Source organism: Pseudomonas anguilliseptica (genome assembly GCF_021375795.1).
Lineage (GTDB): Bacteria > Pseudomonadota > Gammaproteobacteria > Pseudomonadales > Pseudomonadaceae > Aquipseudomonas > Aquipseudomonas anguilliseptica_A.
In genome coordinates this window covers 471,405-489,723 of sequence record NZ_JAEIOI010000002.1, presented here as the reverse complement: position 1 = coordinate 489,723, position 18,319 = coordinate 471,405, and the positions used below count along the sequence as shown (strand labels likewise).

12 protein-coding genes are annotated in these 18,319 nt (G+C 59.2%); 4 read left to right on the top strand and 8 right to left on the bottom strand.

What is annotated here, in order from left to right:
• Positions 1-59: 59 nt before the first annotated feature.
• The 4 genes from xdhC to IOD17_RS10115 all read right to left on the bottom strand — a co-directional run bounded on the left by xdhC (position 60) and on the right by IOD17_RS10115 (position 6,353).
• Positions 60-896, bottom strand: coding sequence for a xanthine dehydrogenase accessory protein XdhC (xdhC, locus tag IOD17_RS10130; protein WP_233684970.1), 837 nt, complete (start codon positions 894-896; stop codon positions 60-62).
• Positions 897-1,080: 184 nt separating this feature from the next.
• Positions 1,081-3,477, bottom strand: a complete 2,397-nt coding sequence (gene xdhB / locus IOD17_RS10125) for a xanthine dehydrogenase molybdopterin binding subunit (protein ID WP_233684969.1) — start codon at positions 3,475-3,477, stop codon at positions 1,081-1,083.
• On the bottom strand, positions 3,470-4,909 hold the full coding sequence (gene xdhA / locus IOD17_RS10120; RefSeq protein ID WP_233684968.1) for a xanthine dehydrogenase small subunit: 1,440 nt from the start codon (positions 4,907-4,909) through the stop codon (positions 3,470-3,472). The genes xdhB and xdhA overlap by 8 nt, the downstream gene beginning before the upstream one ends.
• Positions 4,910-5,213: 304 nt before the next feature.
• Complete coding sequence (locus tag IOD17_RS10115) at positions 5,214-6,353, bottom strand: alkane 1-monooxygenase (RefSeq protein ID WP_233684967.1); 1,140 nt, start codon at positions 6,351-6,353, stop codon at positions 5,214-5,216.
• A gap of 238 nt (positions 6,354-6,591) precedes the next feature.
• On the opposite strand from IOD17_RS10115, the gene IOD17_RS10110 reads away from it, so the two are divergent.
• The 4 genes from IOD17_RS10110 (at position 6,592) to ligA (ending at position 14,180) form a co-directional block, all read left to right on the top strand.
• On the top strand, positions 6,592-7,251 hold the full coding sequence (locus IOD17_RS10110; protein ID WP_233684966.1) for a GntR family transcriptional regulator: 660 nt from the start codon (positions 6,592-6,594) through the stop codon (positions 7,249-7,251).
• A gap of 12 nt (positions 7,252-7,263) precedes the next feature.
• A complete protein-coding gene (gene smc, locus IOD17_RS10105; RefSeq protein WP_233684965.1) occupies positions 7,264-10,752 on the top strand; it encodes a chromosome segregation protein SMC in 3,489 nt (1,162 codons plus the stop codon).
• Positions 10,753-10,933: 181 nt separating this feature from the next.
• Positions 10,934-11,758, top strand: coding sequence for a cell division protein ZipA (gene zipA, locus IOD17_RS10100; protein ID WP_233684964.1), 825 nt, complete (start codon positions 10,934-10,936; stop codon positions 11,756-11,758).
• Positions 11,759-11,819: 61 nt separating this feature from the next.
• Positions 11,820-14,180 (top strand): NAD-dependent DNA ligase LigA, encoded by a 2,361-nt coding sequence (gene ligA / locus IOD17_RS10095; protein ID WP_233684963.1) that lies wholly within the window; start codon positions 11,820-11,822, stop codon positions 14,178-14,180.
• Between the two features lie 43 nt (positions 14,181-14,223).
• Here the strand turns inward: ligA and IOD17_RS10090 are convergent, their stop codons facing one another.
• From IOD17_RS10090 to IOD17_RS10075, 4 genes are all read right to left on the bottom strand, one after another.
• Positions 14,224-14,532, bottom strand: a complete 309-nt coding sequence (locus tag IOD17_RS10090) for a TRL-like family protein (protein WP_233684962.1) — start codon at positions 14,530-14,532, stop codon at positions 14,224-14,226.
• Between the two features lie 244 nt (positions 14,533-14,776).
• Positions 14,777-15,133 (bottom strand): 6-carboxytetrahydropterin synthase QueD, encoded by a 357-nt coding sequence (queD, locus tag IOD17_RS10085; protein ID WP_233684961.1) that lies wholly within the window; start codon positions 15,131-15,133, stop codon positions 14,777-14,779.
• Positions 15,134-15,222: 89 nt separating this feature from the next.
• Positions 15,223-16,356, bottom strand: coding sequence for a catalase family protein (locus tag IOD17_RS10080; protein ID WP_233684960.1), 1,134 nt, complete (start codon positions 16,354-16,356; stop codon positions 15,223-15,225).
• Positions 16,357-16,395: 39 nt separating this feature from the next.
• Positions 16,396-18,270 (bottom strand): di-heme-cytochrome C peroxidase, encoded by a 1,875-nt coding sequence (locus IOD17_RS10075; RefSeq protein ID WP_233684959.1) that lies wholly within the window; start codon positions 18,268-18,270, stop codon positions 16,396-16,398.
• Between the last annotated feature and the right edge of the window lie 49 nt (positions 18,271-18,319).

Genomic DNA, 18,319 nt, shown 5'->3' with positions numbered 1-18,319 from the left:
TAACGCTGATCTCAATCTATGGAGTTGGTCGCTCAGGCGGCGGGCACCTGGGCAGATAGTCAGGCCTGGCTTCGGCGAGAGGCGGGCAGCAGCTTGGCTACGCTGGGCTGGCCTTTTTTGCTCTCTTGGCCAAAGGCCGCGTTATAGGTGGCGATTACTTCGCCGGCGATGGACACGGCAATTTCCACCGGCAACTTGCCTTTCACCTCGGCAATGCCCATGGGGCAGCGCATGCGCGCGACAACGCATGGGTCGAAACCGCGATCACGCAGGCGGTGTTCGAATTTGGCGCGTTTGGTCTGCGAGCCGATCAGGCCGTAGTAGGCAAAATCGTTGCGTTTGAGGATTGCGGCGGTCAGCTCCAGGTCGAGCTGGTGGTTGTGGGTCATGACGATAAAGTAGCTGCCGGCAGGCATGCGTTCGATCTCGTCGATTACCTCTTCATTGACCACTTTTTCCACCCCGGCGGGAATCTGCTCGGGAAACTCGTTTTCCCGCGAGTCGATCCAGCGCACCTTGCATGGCAGGCTGGAGAGCAGTGGTACCAGGGCGCGGCCAACATGGCCTGCGCCGAACACGGCGATCTGTGCCTGGGGCTGGCCCATGGGTTCGAACAGCAGCACAGTGGCACCGCCGCAGCACTGGCCAAGGCTGGCGCCGAGGCTGAAGCGCTCCAGGCGGGTGTCCTGGCTGCGGCTGCTGAGCATTTCGCGGGCCAGCTCCATCGCCTTGAACTCCAGATGACCACCACCGATGGTCTCGAAGATGCGGTCAGCGGTGACCACCATTTTCGAGCCCGCATTGCGCGGGGTTGAGCCGCGTTCTTCGATGATGGTCACCAGCACGCAGGGTTCACCGCGTTGCTGCAGGTCGGCGAGGGCACTGATCCAGCTCATTTACTCAGCCTCCAGGAAGGCGTGGTCTGTCCGGGGCGCGGCAAGCGCCAGTTGCTCGGTGACGGATCCAGTATGGGAACGGGTATCGGTCGGGGTGTCTGGGTTTTTGGCTCGGTGTGTTTTGTCATTGTTGTACACCTGTGTGTGCAGTGCCTGGGTGGGTGACCACCCAGGCGGTTTGGTATTACGCCGGTTCAACCTCTGCAGCGGCGGCCGACTTGGCGGTCTGCTGCAGTTTCTTCATTTGTTCCACACCCCAGAGCACGCGCTCAGGTGTTGCCGGTGCGTCGATCTGCGGCTGTACGCGGTAGTCCGCCAGGCTGGCCACGGCGTCCTTGATCGCACACCACACGGCGATGCCGAGCATGAAGGGTGGTTCACCAACGGCTTTGGAGTGGAACACGGTGTCTTCCGGGTTCTTGCGGTTTTCCACCAGGTTGACGCGCAGGTCCAGCGGCATGTCGGCAATGGCCGGGATCTTGTAGCTGGCCGGACCATTGGTCATCAGCTTGCCCTTGCCGTTCCACACCAGTTCTTCCATGGTCAGCCAGCCCATGCCCTGCACGAAGGCACCTTCGACCTGACCGATATCGATGGCTGGGTTTAGCGAGGCGCCGACGTCATGCAGGATGTCGGTGCGCAGCATTTTGTACTCGCCAGTCAGGGTGTCGACGATCACCTCGGAGCAGGCGGCGCCGTAGGCGAAGTAGTAGAACGGGCGGCCGGCGGCCTTGTCGCGGTCGTAGTAGATCTTCGGCGTGCGATAGAAACCGGTGCTGGAGAGTGATACCTGGCCAAAATAGGCCTTCTGGATCACTTCCTCGAAGCTCAGGAACAGGTCGCGTACGCGCACCTGGCTATTACGGAACTCCACATCTTCCCGGGTGACCTTGTATTCGCGCACCAGAAAATCAACCAGGCGCTGCTTGAGGGTTTCAGCGGCGTTCTGTGCTGCCTTGCCGTTCAGGTCGGCACCCGAGGAGGCGGCAGTCGGCGAGGTGTTTGGCACCTTGTCGGTGTTGGTGGCGGTGATCTGGATGCGCGAAGTGTCTACCTGCAGCACTTCGGCGACGATCTGCGCGACCTTGGTGTTGAGGCCCTGGCCCATCTCGGTGCCGCCGTGGTTCAGGTGGATCGAACCGTCGGTGTAGATGTGGATCAGCGCGCCAGCCTGGTTGAGGAAGGTGGCGGTAAAGCTGATGCCGAATTTCACCGGGGTCAGCGCCAGGCCTTTCTTCAATACTGGGCTCTTGGCGTTGAACGCGCGGATTTCTTCGCGGCGCTTGGCGTAGTCACTGCTGGCTTCCAGCTCGGCGGTCATCTCGTGGATAACGTTGTGCTCGACGGTCTGGTGATAGTGGGTGACGTTGCGCTCGGTCTTGCCGTAGTAGTTGAGCTTGCGTACTTCCAGCGGGTCTTTGCCCAGACTGCGCGCGACTGCATCCATGATCTCTTCGATGGCGACCATCCCTTGCGGGCCGCCGAAACCGCGGTAGGCGGTGTTCGACGCGGTGTTGGTCTTGCAGCGGTGACCATTGATGGTGGCGTTGCCGAGGAAGTAGGCGTTGTCGGAATGGAACATTGCGCGGTCGACGATCGAGCCGGACAGGTCCGGCGAATAGCCGCAGTTGCCGGCCAGTTCAATCTCGATACCGTGCAGCAGGCCGTTATCGTCAAAGCCCACGTCGTACTCGACGTAGAACGGGTGACGTTTGCCGGTGATCTGCATGTCTTCGACGCGCGGCAGGCGCATCTTGGTCGGCCGGCCGGTGAGGTGGGCGATCACTGCACACAGGCACGCCGGGCCTGCGGCCTGGGTTTCCTTGCCGCCGAAACCGCCACCCATGCGGCGCATGTCGATGACGATCTTGTGCATTGGCACGCCGAGCACTTCAGCCACCAACTTCTGTACTTCGGTGGCGTTCTGCGTCGAGGTGTAGATGATCATGCCGCCGTCTTCGGTGGGCATAACCGAAGAAATCTGGGTTTCCAGGTAGAAGTGTTCCTGGCCGCCGATATGCAGGCTGCCTTGCAGGCGACGCGGCGCAGTGGCGAGCTCGGCGCTGGAGTTGCCGATCTTGTGTTGGTGGCTGTCGAGGACGAAATGCTTCTTGCGCAGCGCATCGACCACATCAAGCACAGGTTCAAGGTCTTCGTATTCGATGATCGCGGCCATGGCCGCTTTGCGTGCGGTTTCCAGGCTGTCGGCACCAACGGCCAGTACCACCTGGCCGACGTATTCAACCTTGCCGTCCGCCAGCAGCGGATCGCCAGCCACGACCGGGCCGATGTCCAGCTGGCCAGGTACGTCATCCTTGGTGATGGCGATGGCCACGCCCGGAATGGCGTAGCAGGGGCTGGTATCGATGCTGACGATGCGCGCGTGAGCGCGGTCGCTCATGCGTGCATAGACGTGCAGCTGATTGGGGAATTCCAGGCGGTCGTCGACGTAGATGGCTTCGCCGGAGACGTGTTTGTCCGCACTTTCATGTTTGACGCTCTTGCCGACGCCAGTGGTGATGTCGGCGCGGAACAGTTCGGCCAGTTCGGCCTGGCTTTTAATTACATGATGATTAGACATACGCGGTCACCCGGGTTTCGACTTCGGGAGCTTGCAGCTCGAGGAAGAATTTACGCAGCAGATTCTGTGCAGTGAGCAGGCGGTATTCCTTGCTGGCGCGGAAGTCACTGAGCGGGGTGAAATCCTCGGCCAATGCAGCGCAGGCGCGTTCGATCACGCCCGGGTACCAGGCTGCGCCTTGCAGTGCGGCTTCACAGGCAGCAGCGCGTTTCGGGATAGCGGCCATGCCACCGAAGGCGATGCGGGCGCTTTGCACCACGCCATCTTCAACCACCAGGTTAAAGGCGGCGCAGACGGCGGAGATGTCGTCGTCCAGACGTTTGGACACCTTGTAGGCGCGGAACGCCTGATTGGCCTGATGGCGCGGCACGATGATCTTTTCGATAAATTCGGCTTCCTGGCGCGCCGTCACCTTGTAATCGAGGAAGTAATCTTCAAGCGGCAGGGTGCGGCTGCTGTTGCCTTTGCGCAGAACGATCTGCGCGCCGAGGGCGATCAGCAGCGGCGGGGCGTCGCCAATCGGCGAGGCGTTGCCGATATTGCCACCCAGGGTGCCCTGGTTGCGGATTTGCAGGGAGGCAAAACGGTGCAGCAGCTCGCCGAAGTCCGGGTAATCCTGGGAAAGGGCCGCGTAGCAATCGGACAGGGCGGTTGCAGCACCGATTTCGATGCTTTCGGCGGTCACTTCGACGCGCTTCATCGCTTCGATATGGCCGACGTAGATCATTACCGGCAGTTCGCGGTGGAACTGGGTGACTTCCAGGGCCAGGTCGGTGCCGCCGGCCAGCAGGCGCGCTTCCGGGTTGGCGGCGTAGATATCGGCCAGATCAGCCACAGTCAGCGGCAGCAGGCAGCGTTTGTCGCCACTGTTGAGCTCGGCAGTATCCTGCGGGGCGATGGCTTTCAGTTGCGCAACAGTTTGCGCTTCGGCAGCGTCGAACTGGTCTGGCTGCTTCTGGCAGCAGGCCTGTTCGGCGGCATCGATAATCGGACGGTAACCGGTGCAGCGGCACAGGTTGCCGGCCAGAGCTTCCATTGTGTCGGCCTTGTCGAAGCCGCTGCTGTTCTTCTGCAGGGCAAACAGCGACATGACAAAACCAGGGGTGCAGAAGCCGCATTGCGAGCCGTGGCAGTCGACCATGGCCTGTTGCACGCTGTGCAGCTGGCCTTTGTGTTTGAGGTCCTCAACGGTAATCAGTTGTTTACCATGAAGGCTGGAAACGAAGGTCAGGCAGGAGTTGAGAGTGCGATAACGCACGCGCTCGCCGTCCAGCTCACCGACCACCACGGTGCAAGCACCGCAGTCGCCAGAGGCGCAGCCTTCTTTGGTTCCGGATTTGCCAAGATGCTCACGCAGGTAATTGAGCACGGTGACGTTAGGGTCGAGGGCATGCTCAGTACGCAGCTCCCGGTTGAGTAAAAACTGGATCAAGGACGACCTCCAGGCACTTTTATTGTTCTCGTATCAGGCTCTGTCGAAACGGCTACGTTGGGCAGCGCAGCGTTTCCACACGGCTTGGCATGAGGCCAATCTAGAGTTTTCTGACTTTTGGGTCAATAAATATTTGACTCTTTGGTCAGGTGATTGTCATACGATTCAGTTATGAGCGGAAAAGCTTCCCAGCTCAGCTAAACGCTAGCTGCTTTTGTGCCAAGCCAGGTGCTGCAGAAAAACGTAGGCGAGAAAAAACGCCAAGGGTGAAAGCCCTTGGCGTTTTTTGTTTCGGTAATTGCGTTTAGGAGTGGGTCAGCTGTGAATCAGTCAACTGGTGCTCTTCGCCGGCGTAGTAGGCGCGTACTCGCGGGTCCATCACCGCGCGCCACAGCGGCGGGAACAGTGCCAGAACGATCATCCCGGCATAGCCATTGGGCAATTGCGGGCTGTCGTCGAAGTGGCGCAGCACCTGGTAGCGGCGTTTGGCGTAAGCGTGGTGGTCGGAATGGCGCTGCAGGTGGAAGAGGAACAGGTTGGTCAGCAGGAAATTGCTGTTCCATGAATGCGTCGGATTGGTGCGCTCATAGCGGCCGTTGTCCAGTTTGCGGCGGTGCAGGCCATAGTGTTCGACGTAGTTGACGATTTCCAGCAGGGTAAAGGCGACCACCGACTGCGCGACAAAGAACAGTGCGCCGAGCCAGCCGAAAGCCAGACTGAAGCCGAGCAGGAACAGAGCACTGATGGCGTACCAGGCAATCAGCTCATTGCGCCAGTGCAGGGCAGGCAGGTTCTTGCGTTTCAGCCGTTCAGCCTCAAGTTTCCAGGCGTTGAGGAAGTTGTGCTTGTAGGCATGCGGCAGAAAGGCATACAGGCTCTGGCCGTAGCGTGAGGAGCTGGCATCTTCCGGGGTCGACACATGCACGTGGTGACCGCGCACATGTTCAATCTTGAAGCCGCCATAGCACACGGCAGCGAGCAGCAGGCCGCCAGCGTTCTGCTCCAGTTGCGGGTCCTTATGGATGAACTCGTGAGCCACGGTAATGCCAATCGCCCCGGTGACGGTGCCAACCGACAGCACCCAGCCCAGCTGGCCAATCCAGCTCCAGGTCTCATGGTTGACAAAGACCCAGCCGGCCCAGCCAAGCATGCCCAGCAGAGCGGGTACAGTGGCCAGGCTTAAGAGCCGGTAGTAGCCCTGCTGCTCCATTTGCGGAACCTGCACTGTTTCATCCGGGTTAGCTGGGTCGCGACCAATGATGAAATCCAGCAGTGGGATCACGCCGAACACCACGATTACCACCAGCCAGGGCCAGGCATTGGCATATTGGTTGTCCAGGGACCAGTAAAAGCTCAGGGGGATTCCCAATACCGGGATCAACCAGAACCAGTAGCCGATGCTTTTAATGGTAAGCATCCAGTTTGAGGGCAGGCGTTCGAACATGGTGGCTCCGTACTTGTTATTGTTGGAATGGGGTGTTGGTAGGATTGTAGGACAATCCGTTGTTGTGACCATACCTCAGTAGCCCACCTTTTGGTTTGAATGCGGGGCGCAGGCGGCCTTGGCCCGGTAACACCCTGTGTTACACTCGCGCCCTGCGCTGTACCGCCCAAGCCAAGCCTGGCGTGGGGTTGAGACCCTTGTTTGCCCCCAATAGGTCAGATAGAGCCTAAGGATCATCATGACGTTCAAGGCACCGGATAGCCTCGCTGAGCAGATCGCCCATCATCTTGCCGAACGCATCATTCGTGGTGAGTTGAAGGCGCGTGAACGGATTCAGGAACAGAAAGTCACTCAGGCGCTGAATGTCAGCCGAGGATCAGTGCGCGAAGCACTGCTGATTCTTGAACGTCGCCATCTGATCGTGATCCCGCCGCGCCGTGGCGCGCAGGTGGCTGAATTGACCCCGCATAACGTCAAGAGCCTCTACGCCCTGGTCATGGAGCTGTACATCCTGCTGGGCAAGGCAGTAGCGGATAGCTGGCAGACCGAGGCCGATCTCGGCCCGTTCTTGGCTATTCAGCAACGTTTGCAGGACAGCCTGCAGCGCGAAGACATCAATGCATTTGTCGAAAGCAGCTTTGACATCATGCGAGCTGCTTTCCCGTTCTCCAATAATCCCTATCTGCAGGAAACTGTGGAGAACCTGCTGCCTGCGATCAGCCGCACCTATCACCTGGCGCTGGAGCGGCGCAAAGGTGAGATGGGTCAGTTTCTCAATACCTTTGCTGCCTTGCTGCAGGCGATTATCGCCCGTAACCATCAGGCCATCCGTGAGGTGCTGCTGGGTTACGGCGAGCACAATTGCCAGTTGGTGCTGGCTGCGTTGGCTGAAGCCTAAGGAAGACGGTTCATGCGGCTCAAGTGCATCAAGCTGGCCGGCTTCAAATCGTTCGTCGATCCGACCACAGTAACTTTTCCCAGCAATATGGCGGCCGTAGTCGGGCCAAACGGTTGCGGTAAGTCGAACATCATCGACGCCGTGCGCTGGGTGATGGGCGAAAGTTCGGCGAAGAACCTGCGTGGCGAGTCGATGACCGACGTCATCTTCAATGGCTCCAATACCCGCAAACCGGTTACCCAGGCCTCCATCGAGCTGATCTTCGACAACTCCGATGGCACCCTGACGGGCGAATACGCGGGCTATAACGAAATCTCGATCCGCCGCCGGGTCACCCGCGACAGCCAGAACACCTATTTCCTCAACGGCACCAAGTGTCGTCGCCGCGACATCACTGACATCTTCCTCGGCACTGGCCTGGGCCCGCGCAGTTACTCGATCATTGAGCAGGGCATGATCAGCAAACTGATCGAAGCCAAGCCGGAAGATCTGCGCAACTTTATTGAAGAAGCCGCCGGCATCTCCAAATACAAGGAGCGCCGCCGCGAGACCGAGAACCGCATCCGTCGCACCCATGAAAACTTGGCGCGCCTGACGGATTTGCGTGAAGAACTGGAACGCCAGCTCGACCGCCTGCATCGTCAGGCTCAATCGGCGGAGAAGTATCAGGAATACAAGGCTGAAGAGCGCCAACTCAAGGCCCAGCTCACAGCCCTGCGTTGGCAGGCGCTGAACGAGCAGGTGGGCAGCCGCGAGGCGGTGATCAGCAACCAGGAAATCAGCTTCGAAGCGCTGGTGGCCGAGCAACGCAATGCCGATGCCGGCATCGAACGTCTGCGTGATGGTCATCATGAGCTGAGTGAGCGATTCAACCTGGTGCAGGGCCGCTTCTATTCAGTGGGGGGCGATATCGCCCGTATCGAACAGAGTATCCAGCACGGCCAGCAGCGTCTGCGTCAGTTGCAGGATGACCTCAACGAAGCCGAACGCGCGCGCCTGGAAACCGAATCGCACCTGGGTCACGACCGCACGTTACTGGCGACTCTGGGCGAAGAGTTGGAAATGCTGTTGCCCGAGCAGGAGCTGACTGCAGCGGCGGCCGAAGAGTCCGCTACCGGGCTGGAAGAATCCGAAACGGCCATGCACGGCTGGCAGGAGCAGTGGGACAGTTTCAACCAACACAGCGCTGAACCGCGTCGTCAGGCCGAGGTGCAGCAATCACGCATTCAGCAACTGGAACAGAGCCTGGAGCGCCTGGCCGAGCGTCAGCGCCGCCTGAGCGATGAGTTGCAGCAACTGGCGGCTGACCCGGAAGATGCGGCGATTATCGAGCTGAGCGAGCAGATTGCTGCGGGTGAAATCAGTCTTGAAGATCTGCAACTTGAGGAAGAGCAACAAACCGAACGTTTGCAGCAACTGCGTAATGACCTGCAACAGGGCAGTCAGGCCCAGCAGCAGGCGCAAGGTGAATTGCAGCGTCTGAATGGTCGTTTGGCGTCGTTGGAAGCGCTGCAGCAAGCGGCGCTTGATCCTGGCAAAGGTGCTGGCGACTGGCTGCGCGAGCAGCAGCTGAGCGAACGTCCGCGTCTAGCTGAAGGTCTGCGCGTTGAAGCCGGCTGGGAACTGGCGGTGGAAACCGTGCTGGGCGCCGACTTGCAGGCTGTGTTGCTGGATGATTTTCAGGGCTTGGATTTTGCCGGCTTAATCCAGGGCGATCTGCGCCTGGCCAGTCCGAACAAGGGTGGCGCGCGGGTTGCGGGTAGTTTGCTGGATAAGGTCGACGCCAACGTTGATCTGGCGCCTTGGCTGGGTAAGGTCAAACCGGTGCAGAGTCTGGATGAAGCACTGGCTGCACGCTTGAGCCTGGCCGAAGGCGAAAGCCTGATCAGCCGTGATGGTTACTGGGTCGGTCGGCACTTTTTGCGTGTGCGCCGCGCCAGTGAAGCAGAAAGTGGTGTACTGGCCCGCGGTCAGGAGATCGAACGGCTTACGCTGGAGCGCGATGAGCGTGAAGCGGCGTTGGCTGTACTGGATGAGCGCTTGGCCCATTTGCGCGAAAACCAGCAGGCTCAGGAAGAACAGCGCGAGCAGCAACGCCGTTTGGCGCAGGATCTGGCTCGTCGTCTTGGTGAGCTTAAGGCGCAGCTGTCTGCCGGGCAGGCCAAGGTCGAGCAACTGCTGTTGCGACGTGCCCGCCTGGACAGTGAGCTGCTGGAACTGGCCGAGCAACGCGACATTGAACACGAGCAACTGGGTGAATCGCGTCTGCAACTGCAAGACGCCCTGGATGCCATGGCGACTGACAACGAGCAGCGTGAAAACCTGCTGGCTCGCCGCGACAGCCTGCGCGAACGGCTTGATCGCGTGCGCCAGGAAGCCCGGCAGCATAAGGATCACGCTCATCAACTGGCTGTGCGTCTGGGCTCGCTGAAGGCCCAGCATGACTCCACCCGCCAGGCTCTGGAGCGCCTGGAACTACAGGCCGAACGCCTGCACGAGAAGCGTGAGCAGCTCAACCTCAATCTGGAGGAGGGTGAGGCACCGCTGGAAGAACTGCGCATGAAGCTCGAAGAGCAGCTCGACAAGCGCATGGCTGTTGAGGATGAATTGAAGTTGGCGCGTCTGGCCCTGGAAGATGCCGACCGCGAACTGCGTGACGCAGAAAAACGTCGCACCCAGGCCGAGCAACAAGCACAGTTGCTGCGTGGCCAGCTGGAGCAGCAGCGCATGGACTGGCAATCGCTGACCGTACGGCGTAAGGCCCTGCAGGATCAGCTGCTGGAAGACAATTACGACCTGCATGGCGTACTGGCGACCTTGCCGACCGAGGCCAGCGAGAAAGCCTGGGAAGAAGAGCTGGAACGTCTGGCTGCACGCATCCAGCGTTTGGGCCCGATCAACCTGGCGGCAATTGATGAGTATCAGCAGCAATCCGAACGTAAGCGTTACCTGGATGCGCAGAACGCTGATCTGGTCGAAGCGCTGGAAACCCTGGAAAACGTCATCCGTAAGATCGACAAGGAAACTCGCAACCGCTTCAAGGAAACCTTCGACCAGATCAACGGCGGCTTGCAGGCGCTCTTCCCGAAAGTCTTCGGCGGCGGCAACGCCTATCTGGAGCTGACTGGCGAAGACCTGCTGGATACCGGCGTAACCATCATGGCGCGCCCGCCCGGCAAGAAGAACAGCACCATCCATTTGCTCTCCGGTGGCGAAAAGGCACTGACTGCATTGGCTCTGGTCTTTGCCATTTTTAAACTCAATCCGGCACCGTTCTGCATGCTCGATGAGGTGGATGCACCGCTGGATGATGCCAACGTTGGGCGCTATGCCCGACTGGTAAAAGAAATGTCGGAAACTGTGCAATTCATCTATATCACCCACAATAAAATCGCCATGGAAATGGCCGATCAATTGATGGGCGTAACCATGCATGAGCCGGGATGTTCCCGATTGGTTGCAGTTGATGTGGAAGAAGCGCTGGCCTTGGTTGAATCCTGATGCGCGAGGCGGTGTAAAGTTATCTTTCGTCGTGCTAGCTTAATGCGCATTGTTATTAGGCGTGCCGCTATAAATCAGGGAAAGGCCTGGCAGAACATAGGCTTGGCGTCACGTAAAAGAATTAGCAAAATGGCCGGGAAGGCCTTTTTCATCACATTTTTATTAGGGGTTAAGGTATTTCATGGAATTCGGTCTGCGCGAGTGGCTGATTGTCATCGGCATTATTGTGATTGCCGGCATCCTGTTTGATGGCTGGCGGCGGATGCGTGGTGGCAAGGGCAAACTCAAGTTCAAACTTGACCGCAGTTTTGCCAACTTGCCGGATGACGACAGTGATCCAGACCTACTCAGCCCGCCACGTGTTGTTGAGCGCAATCATGAGCCGGTTTTTGATGAAGAAGATCTGCCTTCGCTGAGCGCCCGCGAACTCAATCGCCGTCGCGCTGGGGAACCGCAGCAAGGCGACCTCAATCTGGGGCTGGAAGAGCCGGTACCGACGCTGCTTAACCCGGTTGATGACGACGTGGTCAAACCCGCCAGTCAGGCCAAGGAAAGCAGCAAGGAATTGCCACCGGTTGAAGAGGTGCTGGTGATCAACGTAATTGCGCGCAGTGAAGAGGGCTTCAAAGGCCCGGCACTGTTGCAGAACATTCTGGAGAGCGGCCTGCGTTTTGGTGAAATGGATATCTTCCACCGTCACGAAAGCATGGCTGGCAATGGTGAAGTGCTGTTTTCCATGGCCAACGCACTCAAACCTGGCACCTTTGACCTCGATGACATTGAGGGTTTCAGCACCCGTGCAGTGAGTTTCTTCCTTGGCTTGCCAGGCCCGCGCCATCCCAAGCAGGCGTTTGATGTGATGGTGGCAGCGGCGCGCAAACTGGCCCATGAACTCAACGGCGAGTTGAAGGACGACCAGCGCAGCGTGATGACTGCGCAAACTATCGAACACTACCGCCAACGCATCGTCGAATATGAGCGCAAGCAACTGACCAACAAGCGCTGATTTAATCGATGAAATACCAAGAGCAGCCAAGGCTGCTCTTTTCGTTTGAGAGCACACCGCAATGACCGAAGCCTCGATTGCTGCCCAGCGCATAGAGCAACTGCGCGCCGAACTGGATGGCCACAACTATCGCTATTACGTACTCGATGAACCGAGTGTTCCCGATGCCGAGTACGACCGTCTGTTTCGTGAATTGCAGGCGCTGGAAGCTAAACACCCGCAATTGGTTACCCCCGAGTCGCCGACCCAGCGTGTGGGTGGTGAGGCGCTGGCGGCCTTTGGTGAGGTGCGCCATGAAGTGCCCATGCTCAGCCTGGGCAACGCCTTCGAGGAGGAGGACCTGCTGGCTTTCGACCGCAGTGTGCAGAGTGGTCTCGGGCTTGCGGGTGACCTGTTTGGTGGCGGTGTTGAGGTCGAATACAGCTGCGAACCCAAGCTCGACGGCCTGGCAGTCAGTCTGCGTTACGAGAACGGCCAGCTGGTGCGCGGTGCGACTCGCGGCGACGGTAGCACCGGTGAGGACATCAGCAGCAATGTGCGCACCATCCGCAACGTGCCGCTGAAGCTGCAGGGCGAGGGTTGGCCACAGGTGCTGGAGGTGCGTGGCGAAGTGTTCATGCCCAAGTCCGGTTTTGAGGAACTCAATGTCCGTCAGGCCGAGAGCGGCGGCAAGACCTTCGCCAACCCGCGCAATGCGGCAGCCGGCAGCCTGCGCCAGCTCGACCCGAAAATCACCGCCAGCCGTCCGCTAGAGTTCTGCTGCTACGGTGTTGGCCAGGTTAGTGGCGAGCTGCCGGCGACCCAGGTTAGCATGCTGGAGCAGCTTAAGGCCTGGGGTATTCCCATCAGCCGTGAGCTGAAGTTGGCCAAGGGCGTACAGGCCTGCCTCGACTACTACCGCGATATCGGCGAGCGCCGTATGGGCCTAGCCTACGATATCGATGGCGTGGTGTTTAAAGTCAACAATATCGAGGACCAGCAGCAGCTGGGTTTTCGCGCACGCACGCCGCACTGGGCGATCGCCCACAAGTTTCCGGCCCAGGAAGAGCTGACCGAACTGCTGGATGTCGAATTTCAGGTTGGACGTACCGGCGCGGTCACGCCAGTGGCGCGACTCAAGCCAGTCAAGGTGGCCGGCGTGATGGTAGCCAATGCCACGTTGCACAATATGGATGAAGTGGCGCGCCTAGGCGTAATGATCGGCGATACGGTGATCATTCGCCGCGCCGGTGATGTGATCCCGCAGGTCATGGCTGTGGTGCCCGAGCGCCGTCCTGCCGATGCCCGTGACGTGCAGATTCCTGAAAACTGCCCGGTGTGCGGCTCTCATGTCGAGCGCACCCAGTTGGTCAAACGCAGCAAGGGCAAGGAAACCTTCAGTGAGGGTTCGGTGTACCGCTGCGTCGGTCGCCTGGCCTGCGCGGCCCAGCTCAAGCAGGCGATCATTCACTTCGTCTCACGCCGTGCCATGGATATCGAAGGTCTGGGCGACAAGACCATTGAGCAGTTGGTTGATGAGCAACTGATCGCCTCACCGGCCGATCTGTACAAACTTAAATATGACCAGATCATCAATCTGGAAGGCTTTGCCGAGGTTTCCAGCAACAAGCTGCTGCAGGCCATCGAGGACAGCAAGCGGCCGACCTTGGCACGCTTTATCTACGCTCTGGGCATTCCCGACGTAGGGGAGGAAACCGCCAAGGTACTGGCCCGTGCACTTGCGTCTTTGGCGCGTGTACAGCAGGCGCTGCCGGAGGTGCTCACCTACCTGCCGGATATTGGCCTGGAAGTGGCGCATGAGATTCACAGTTTCTTCGCCGATGAGCATAACCAGCAGGTGATCAGTGCCTTGTTGGGCGAGTGTGGCCTTGAGTTGCAGGAGCAAGGCGAGCTGAGTGCCGAGTTCAGTGCCAGCGCCACCTTGGCCGGGATGCTCGACAAGTTGAATATCCCCTCGGTAGGGCCGGGCGGGGCACAGAAACTGGCCGACAAGTTTGTAACGCTGGATGCGCTATTGGCGGCAGATTGGCTGGATATGCGCCAGACCTTGCCCGAGAAACAGGCCAACGCGGTGCGTGAGTTTTTCGCGGTCGCGGCGAATGTCGAGCGCGCCCGTGCAGTCGAAGCGCAACTGCGGGATTTCGGCATGCACTGGCACAGCGAGAAGAAAGTTATCGAAGGTTTGCCACTGGCTGGGCAGACCTGGGTGCTGACCGGTACGCTGGAAGTGATGAGCCGTGATGTGGCCAAGGAAAAGCTGGAAAGCCTGGGGGCCAAGGTGGCCGGTTCGGTATCAGCCAAGACCAGCTGCGTAGTTGCGGGGCCGGGGGCAGGCTCGAAGTTGGCGAAAGCCACTGAGCTGGGCGTGCGGGTGATTGACGAGGCGCAGTTTTTGTCAGTCTTGGCAGGCTTCGGCCTTTGACTTCAAACGGCCCCCGAGCGTTGCCTGGGGGCCGTCAGGCAACTTAGTTACCGGTTACGTTCACGCAGGTTTCGCCGAAGAACGGGTAGAAGCCTTTGGTGTGGTAATCAGCGGTAGCGATGGTGCCGATATTGCCATTGGCCTTGGCGGCAGCAATGGAGGCGTCGCCTTTGTTGATCAGGCCGATGATGGTGGTGGCGCAAGCTGTGCCGGTTTTGTTGCCGGAAGCGGTGGTCGCAGTGATCGGGCCTTTGACGTCGGTGATCAGACCAACGCTAACTGGCGACAGGCCAGAGGCGCAACCGCTGAGCAGGGTAACCAGGCCGGCAGTCAGAGCAATTTTCTTCAACATAGCGTGTATTCCTTTTTGCTTATCCATAAGAAGCTTTACCTGTCCAAGTAAAGCGCTCGTGAACCCTAAAACACCGTCCGAGTAATGGCAACTTCGCTTGTTGTTTTTCAAACCGGCTTCAAAGTTATGCGCTTTGGCAGTGGATTTTTGGCGCGCTGCTGCTCTCGCGATCAGTGCTTGTCGCGAGGCAGCCGATAAGGCGGGGAGAATGCTTTGGTGGAGGCAGGTGTCAGACCAGCGTCGCTCAGTCGCCGCGGTATTCGCAGCCACTGGTGCAGGTCTCATGGATACGGATGCGCGACAGTTCCGGCAGCAGTGGCTTGAGTTGTTGCCAGATCCACTTGGCCAGCACTTCGCTGGTAGGGTTTTCCAGCCCGGCGATATCGTTCAGGTAGTTATGGTCGAGTTGCTCGTAGATCGGCTTGAAGATCGCCTTGATCTCGGAGAAGTCGCGAATCCAGCCGGTATAAGGGTCAACCTCACCTTCGATATACACCGCCACCTTGAAGGAGTGGCCATGTAGGCGGCCGCACTTGTGGCCTGCTGGGACGTGAGGCAAGCGGTGTGCGGCCTCGAACATAAACTCTTTGAACAATTCCACGGTCTTTCTCTCGGGTGGTACGCGGCAGGGCGCGAATATTACCAGCTCGTGCACGGTTAACCGAGTAGCACCACGAATTGGATACAATTTTATGGGTGATTGCGTTCCAGTCGATAGATGCTGACCGCCTCATAGACTGCCTTTCTCAGGCGATTGATGCCGCCAATCGGGCGGTGTTCGGGCAGCGCATGCCAGGGGTTGAACGACAGGTTGTCACAGAACAGGTTCTGCTCGCGACTATCAAAATCCTGCGCCGGCACCTTGATGGTGGCGACTGTCTCGAAGGGTGAAATGGCTTCGCTCCACTCCACGCTAGGGTCTTCGATGGGCATGTAGTAATCGGGGTTCTGCCGTTGTACCTGCAGGGCAAAGCAGGCAGGCACACGGTCCAGCGACAACTGCTGGTACAGGGCATTGCGCAGGAAATTCGGCAGGTCCTGGTTCTGTTCTGGCAACTGATATTGCGGGCAGGCTTCTGGCTGCGGAATGACCCGGTACTTGATATTGTGTTCGCCCAACTTGAACGGTGCGATGGAGTTGTAGGTGGTCGCCACTGGCGATTCCGGAGCCGGAGACAGCGTCTTCAGGGCAATGATCAGGTGGCGGATTTCCCAGCTGCGAGGATCCCAACTGGTAAAGAACGCCATGGCCTTTTTACCGTCGGCCTGAGCAGCGAAGTTGCTTTTGTACTCGGCCACATCACGCACGAAAAAGGCCGGGTGGTTGAACATCACGAAGTCCTGCTCAAGGGCATGCTGCGGACTGTGCGTGAGTTTTTCACCGGCTACATCCAGCAGTTTGATCGCCATGCCACGCGCGTCACGGGCTCGGTCGAACTGCGGGTAGGCATTGCCGTTGGAGAGGCGCATCCAGGCTTGCCAGGTCTTGCCCGGCTCGCTGAGCACGCCACGTTGCAGGCTGCTGTCCAAATCGGCGTTGACGGTGACTTCGGCCTTTACGCAGCCATGGGCCTTGGCATGAGCATCACGCAGTACGCGGGTGTTGTCGCGGTGCTGTTCAACCACGCGGATGGCGTCTTCGATGATGCCTTGAGTCAGTGCGGCTTCATCGGCGGGAATCTGCTCCTCACTGGCCACCGGGCCGGAGAACTTCCAGCCGTAGTAGGCTGCGCCAATGGCCCAACCTCCCAAACCAAGCACCAGTAAGAGCAATAGCAGTTTGCCAAGTACGCGGCCAAGCCAGAGCCAGATTCGTTTGAACATGAATCAATTCCTTTGAGTGGTTCTTGTTGGGCACATGTTTCAGTTCTGGCACGCAGGACCTGGCGTCCAGGGCTTGGCCTCGACGGGTTGCAGTTGCTCTTCCAGAGTGGGGTTGCCGAGTACCTTGAGGTATTCGATCAACGCCCAGCGTTCTTCCGGCTGCAAGGCGCGACCGATTACACCGTCCTGGCGGCAGCCTGCGCGGAATTCGTGGCCACGGTTGCTGTTGCCGGTGACCTGGGTGTCAAACAGAAAGCCGCCGGTGAATTTTTCGCTCTGGTAGCCGATCTGCTTGGGGTTGTATTCGAAGTTGCCCACCCAGAACTGGGACTGGCGCTCCGATACGGGTGACAGTAACTGGAACAGGGTGGGCACTGAACCGTTGTGCAAGAAGGGCGGGGTGGCCCAAATTCCGTCCAGCGGGCGGGCTTTGTAGCCACGTTTCTCCTGTACGCCGATGGGTAGGTCGAAACCATCCATGTTGCCGCGTTCGGGCTGTGTGATGCTGGCATCCTGATACGCGCGGTTCTCCACGTAGGCGGTGACGTAGGCCAGTGCCTTGGCGCTGGAGATGCTGCGCATGTCGATGTCATCCAGCTTGGCGCCAAACAGGCGTACATCAAGTTTGCTTAGCTCGGCTTTGGTCCAGCCCAGTTTGCTGATATCGAAACGGTGGTCGGCAATGTTGTTCGCGGTGGTGGGGTCAGTGCCGACGATCGAGGTGGGCACCACACGCATCCGCCATTCCGGATCGCGTGGAGGGGCATAGCTGTCCTGGGGCGTTTTCGGGTCAGGCGCATGGCAGTAGGCGCAGTTCTCGGCGAACAGCGCACGGCCGCGGCTGGCCAGCGGCATGTCGACCTTGCCAAATACGGCTTCTGGCCAGGTGGGGGGCTGCAGTTTTTTCAGCGTCTCTTCCAAAGTGAACAGATCACGCAGGCGCACGCTGGAGGCATAGCGCTCGGCTTCCGCCACCGGATGGCCATCGGCCTTGAGCAGGCGCAGGGTCGCACCCACCCCCAGTGCTTCGCCCACATTGCGGGCCATTGGCTGCATGGCTGAACCGTTCCACTGCACCCAGTCGAATTTCCAGATATCCCAGACCTGCGGGTAGCTCACCGGGGCATTGGCGACGCGGTAGTTGCTCGGGTCGATGGCATCACCAAAAACGCTGTTGGCGATGCGGCCGAAGGCATCGGTGCGGCCGAAACCTTCTTCGGTGGGGTAGAGACCTCGATGCCAGTCATTGAATGCCGTGCCGAGCAGGCGATCGAGCACTACCTTGAAGTCGCGACGCAGCTGGGCCTTGTGGCTGGTGTATTCGTCGCCCAGTACCTGTTGGGCGAAGCGGCGGAATTTCAGCGGGTTGTAGTAGGTAAAGGCCATACTCATGCCGAGCGCCTGGCCAAAGCTGCCGCCACGCACGGTGGGCACGGTGGACGCCAGTGAGTGCAGGGCGGCGCCTCCATCGATGCGTACCGCCTGGCCTTGATAGCGCAGCTCGCCGGTATGGCAGGCCGCGCAGCTGATATCCAGGTAGTGCTCGCCGCTCTCGGCATCGGCGTGGCGGGCAAAACCGACTGGCAGGTTGCCGGGGTTCAGTGCTGTCGGTTGCTGTTGTGGATCAACCAGGAAACCGAACCGCGCCAGGTACTCCGGCGTAGCGAATTTGCTGCTGCTGAACGGCAGCTCCAGGGCGCTGAACCACTCATAGCGCAGGCCTTTTACCTGGGTGCCTTGAGGGGTGTAGTAATAGGTCTGGCGCTCTTCGGCCGACCATTGATCGAGGTAATGCAGCTTGTCGGGCTGTTTATACAGAGGAAGGTTGGGGTTGGCGATGAAGTACAGGGCAATCAGCAGCCCTATGGCCAGCAACAACAGAAGCCCATACAGGGCCCGACGGAGAATGCGCATCGATACATCCTTGTGGCGTTTATTATTTGTTCGATTTATGCCAACTGCC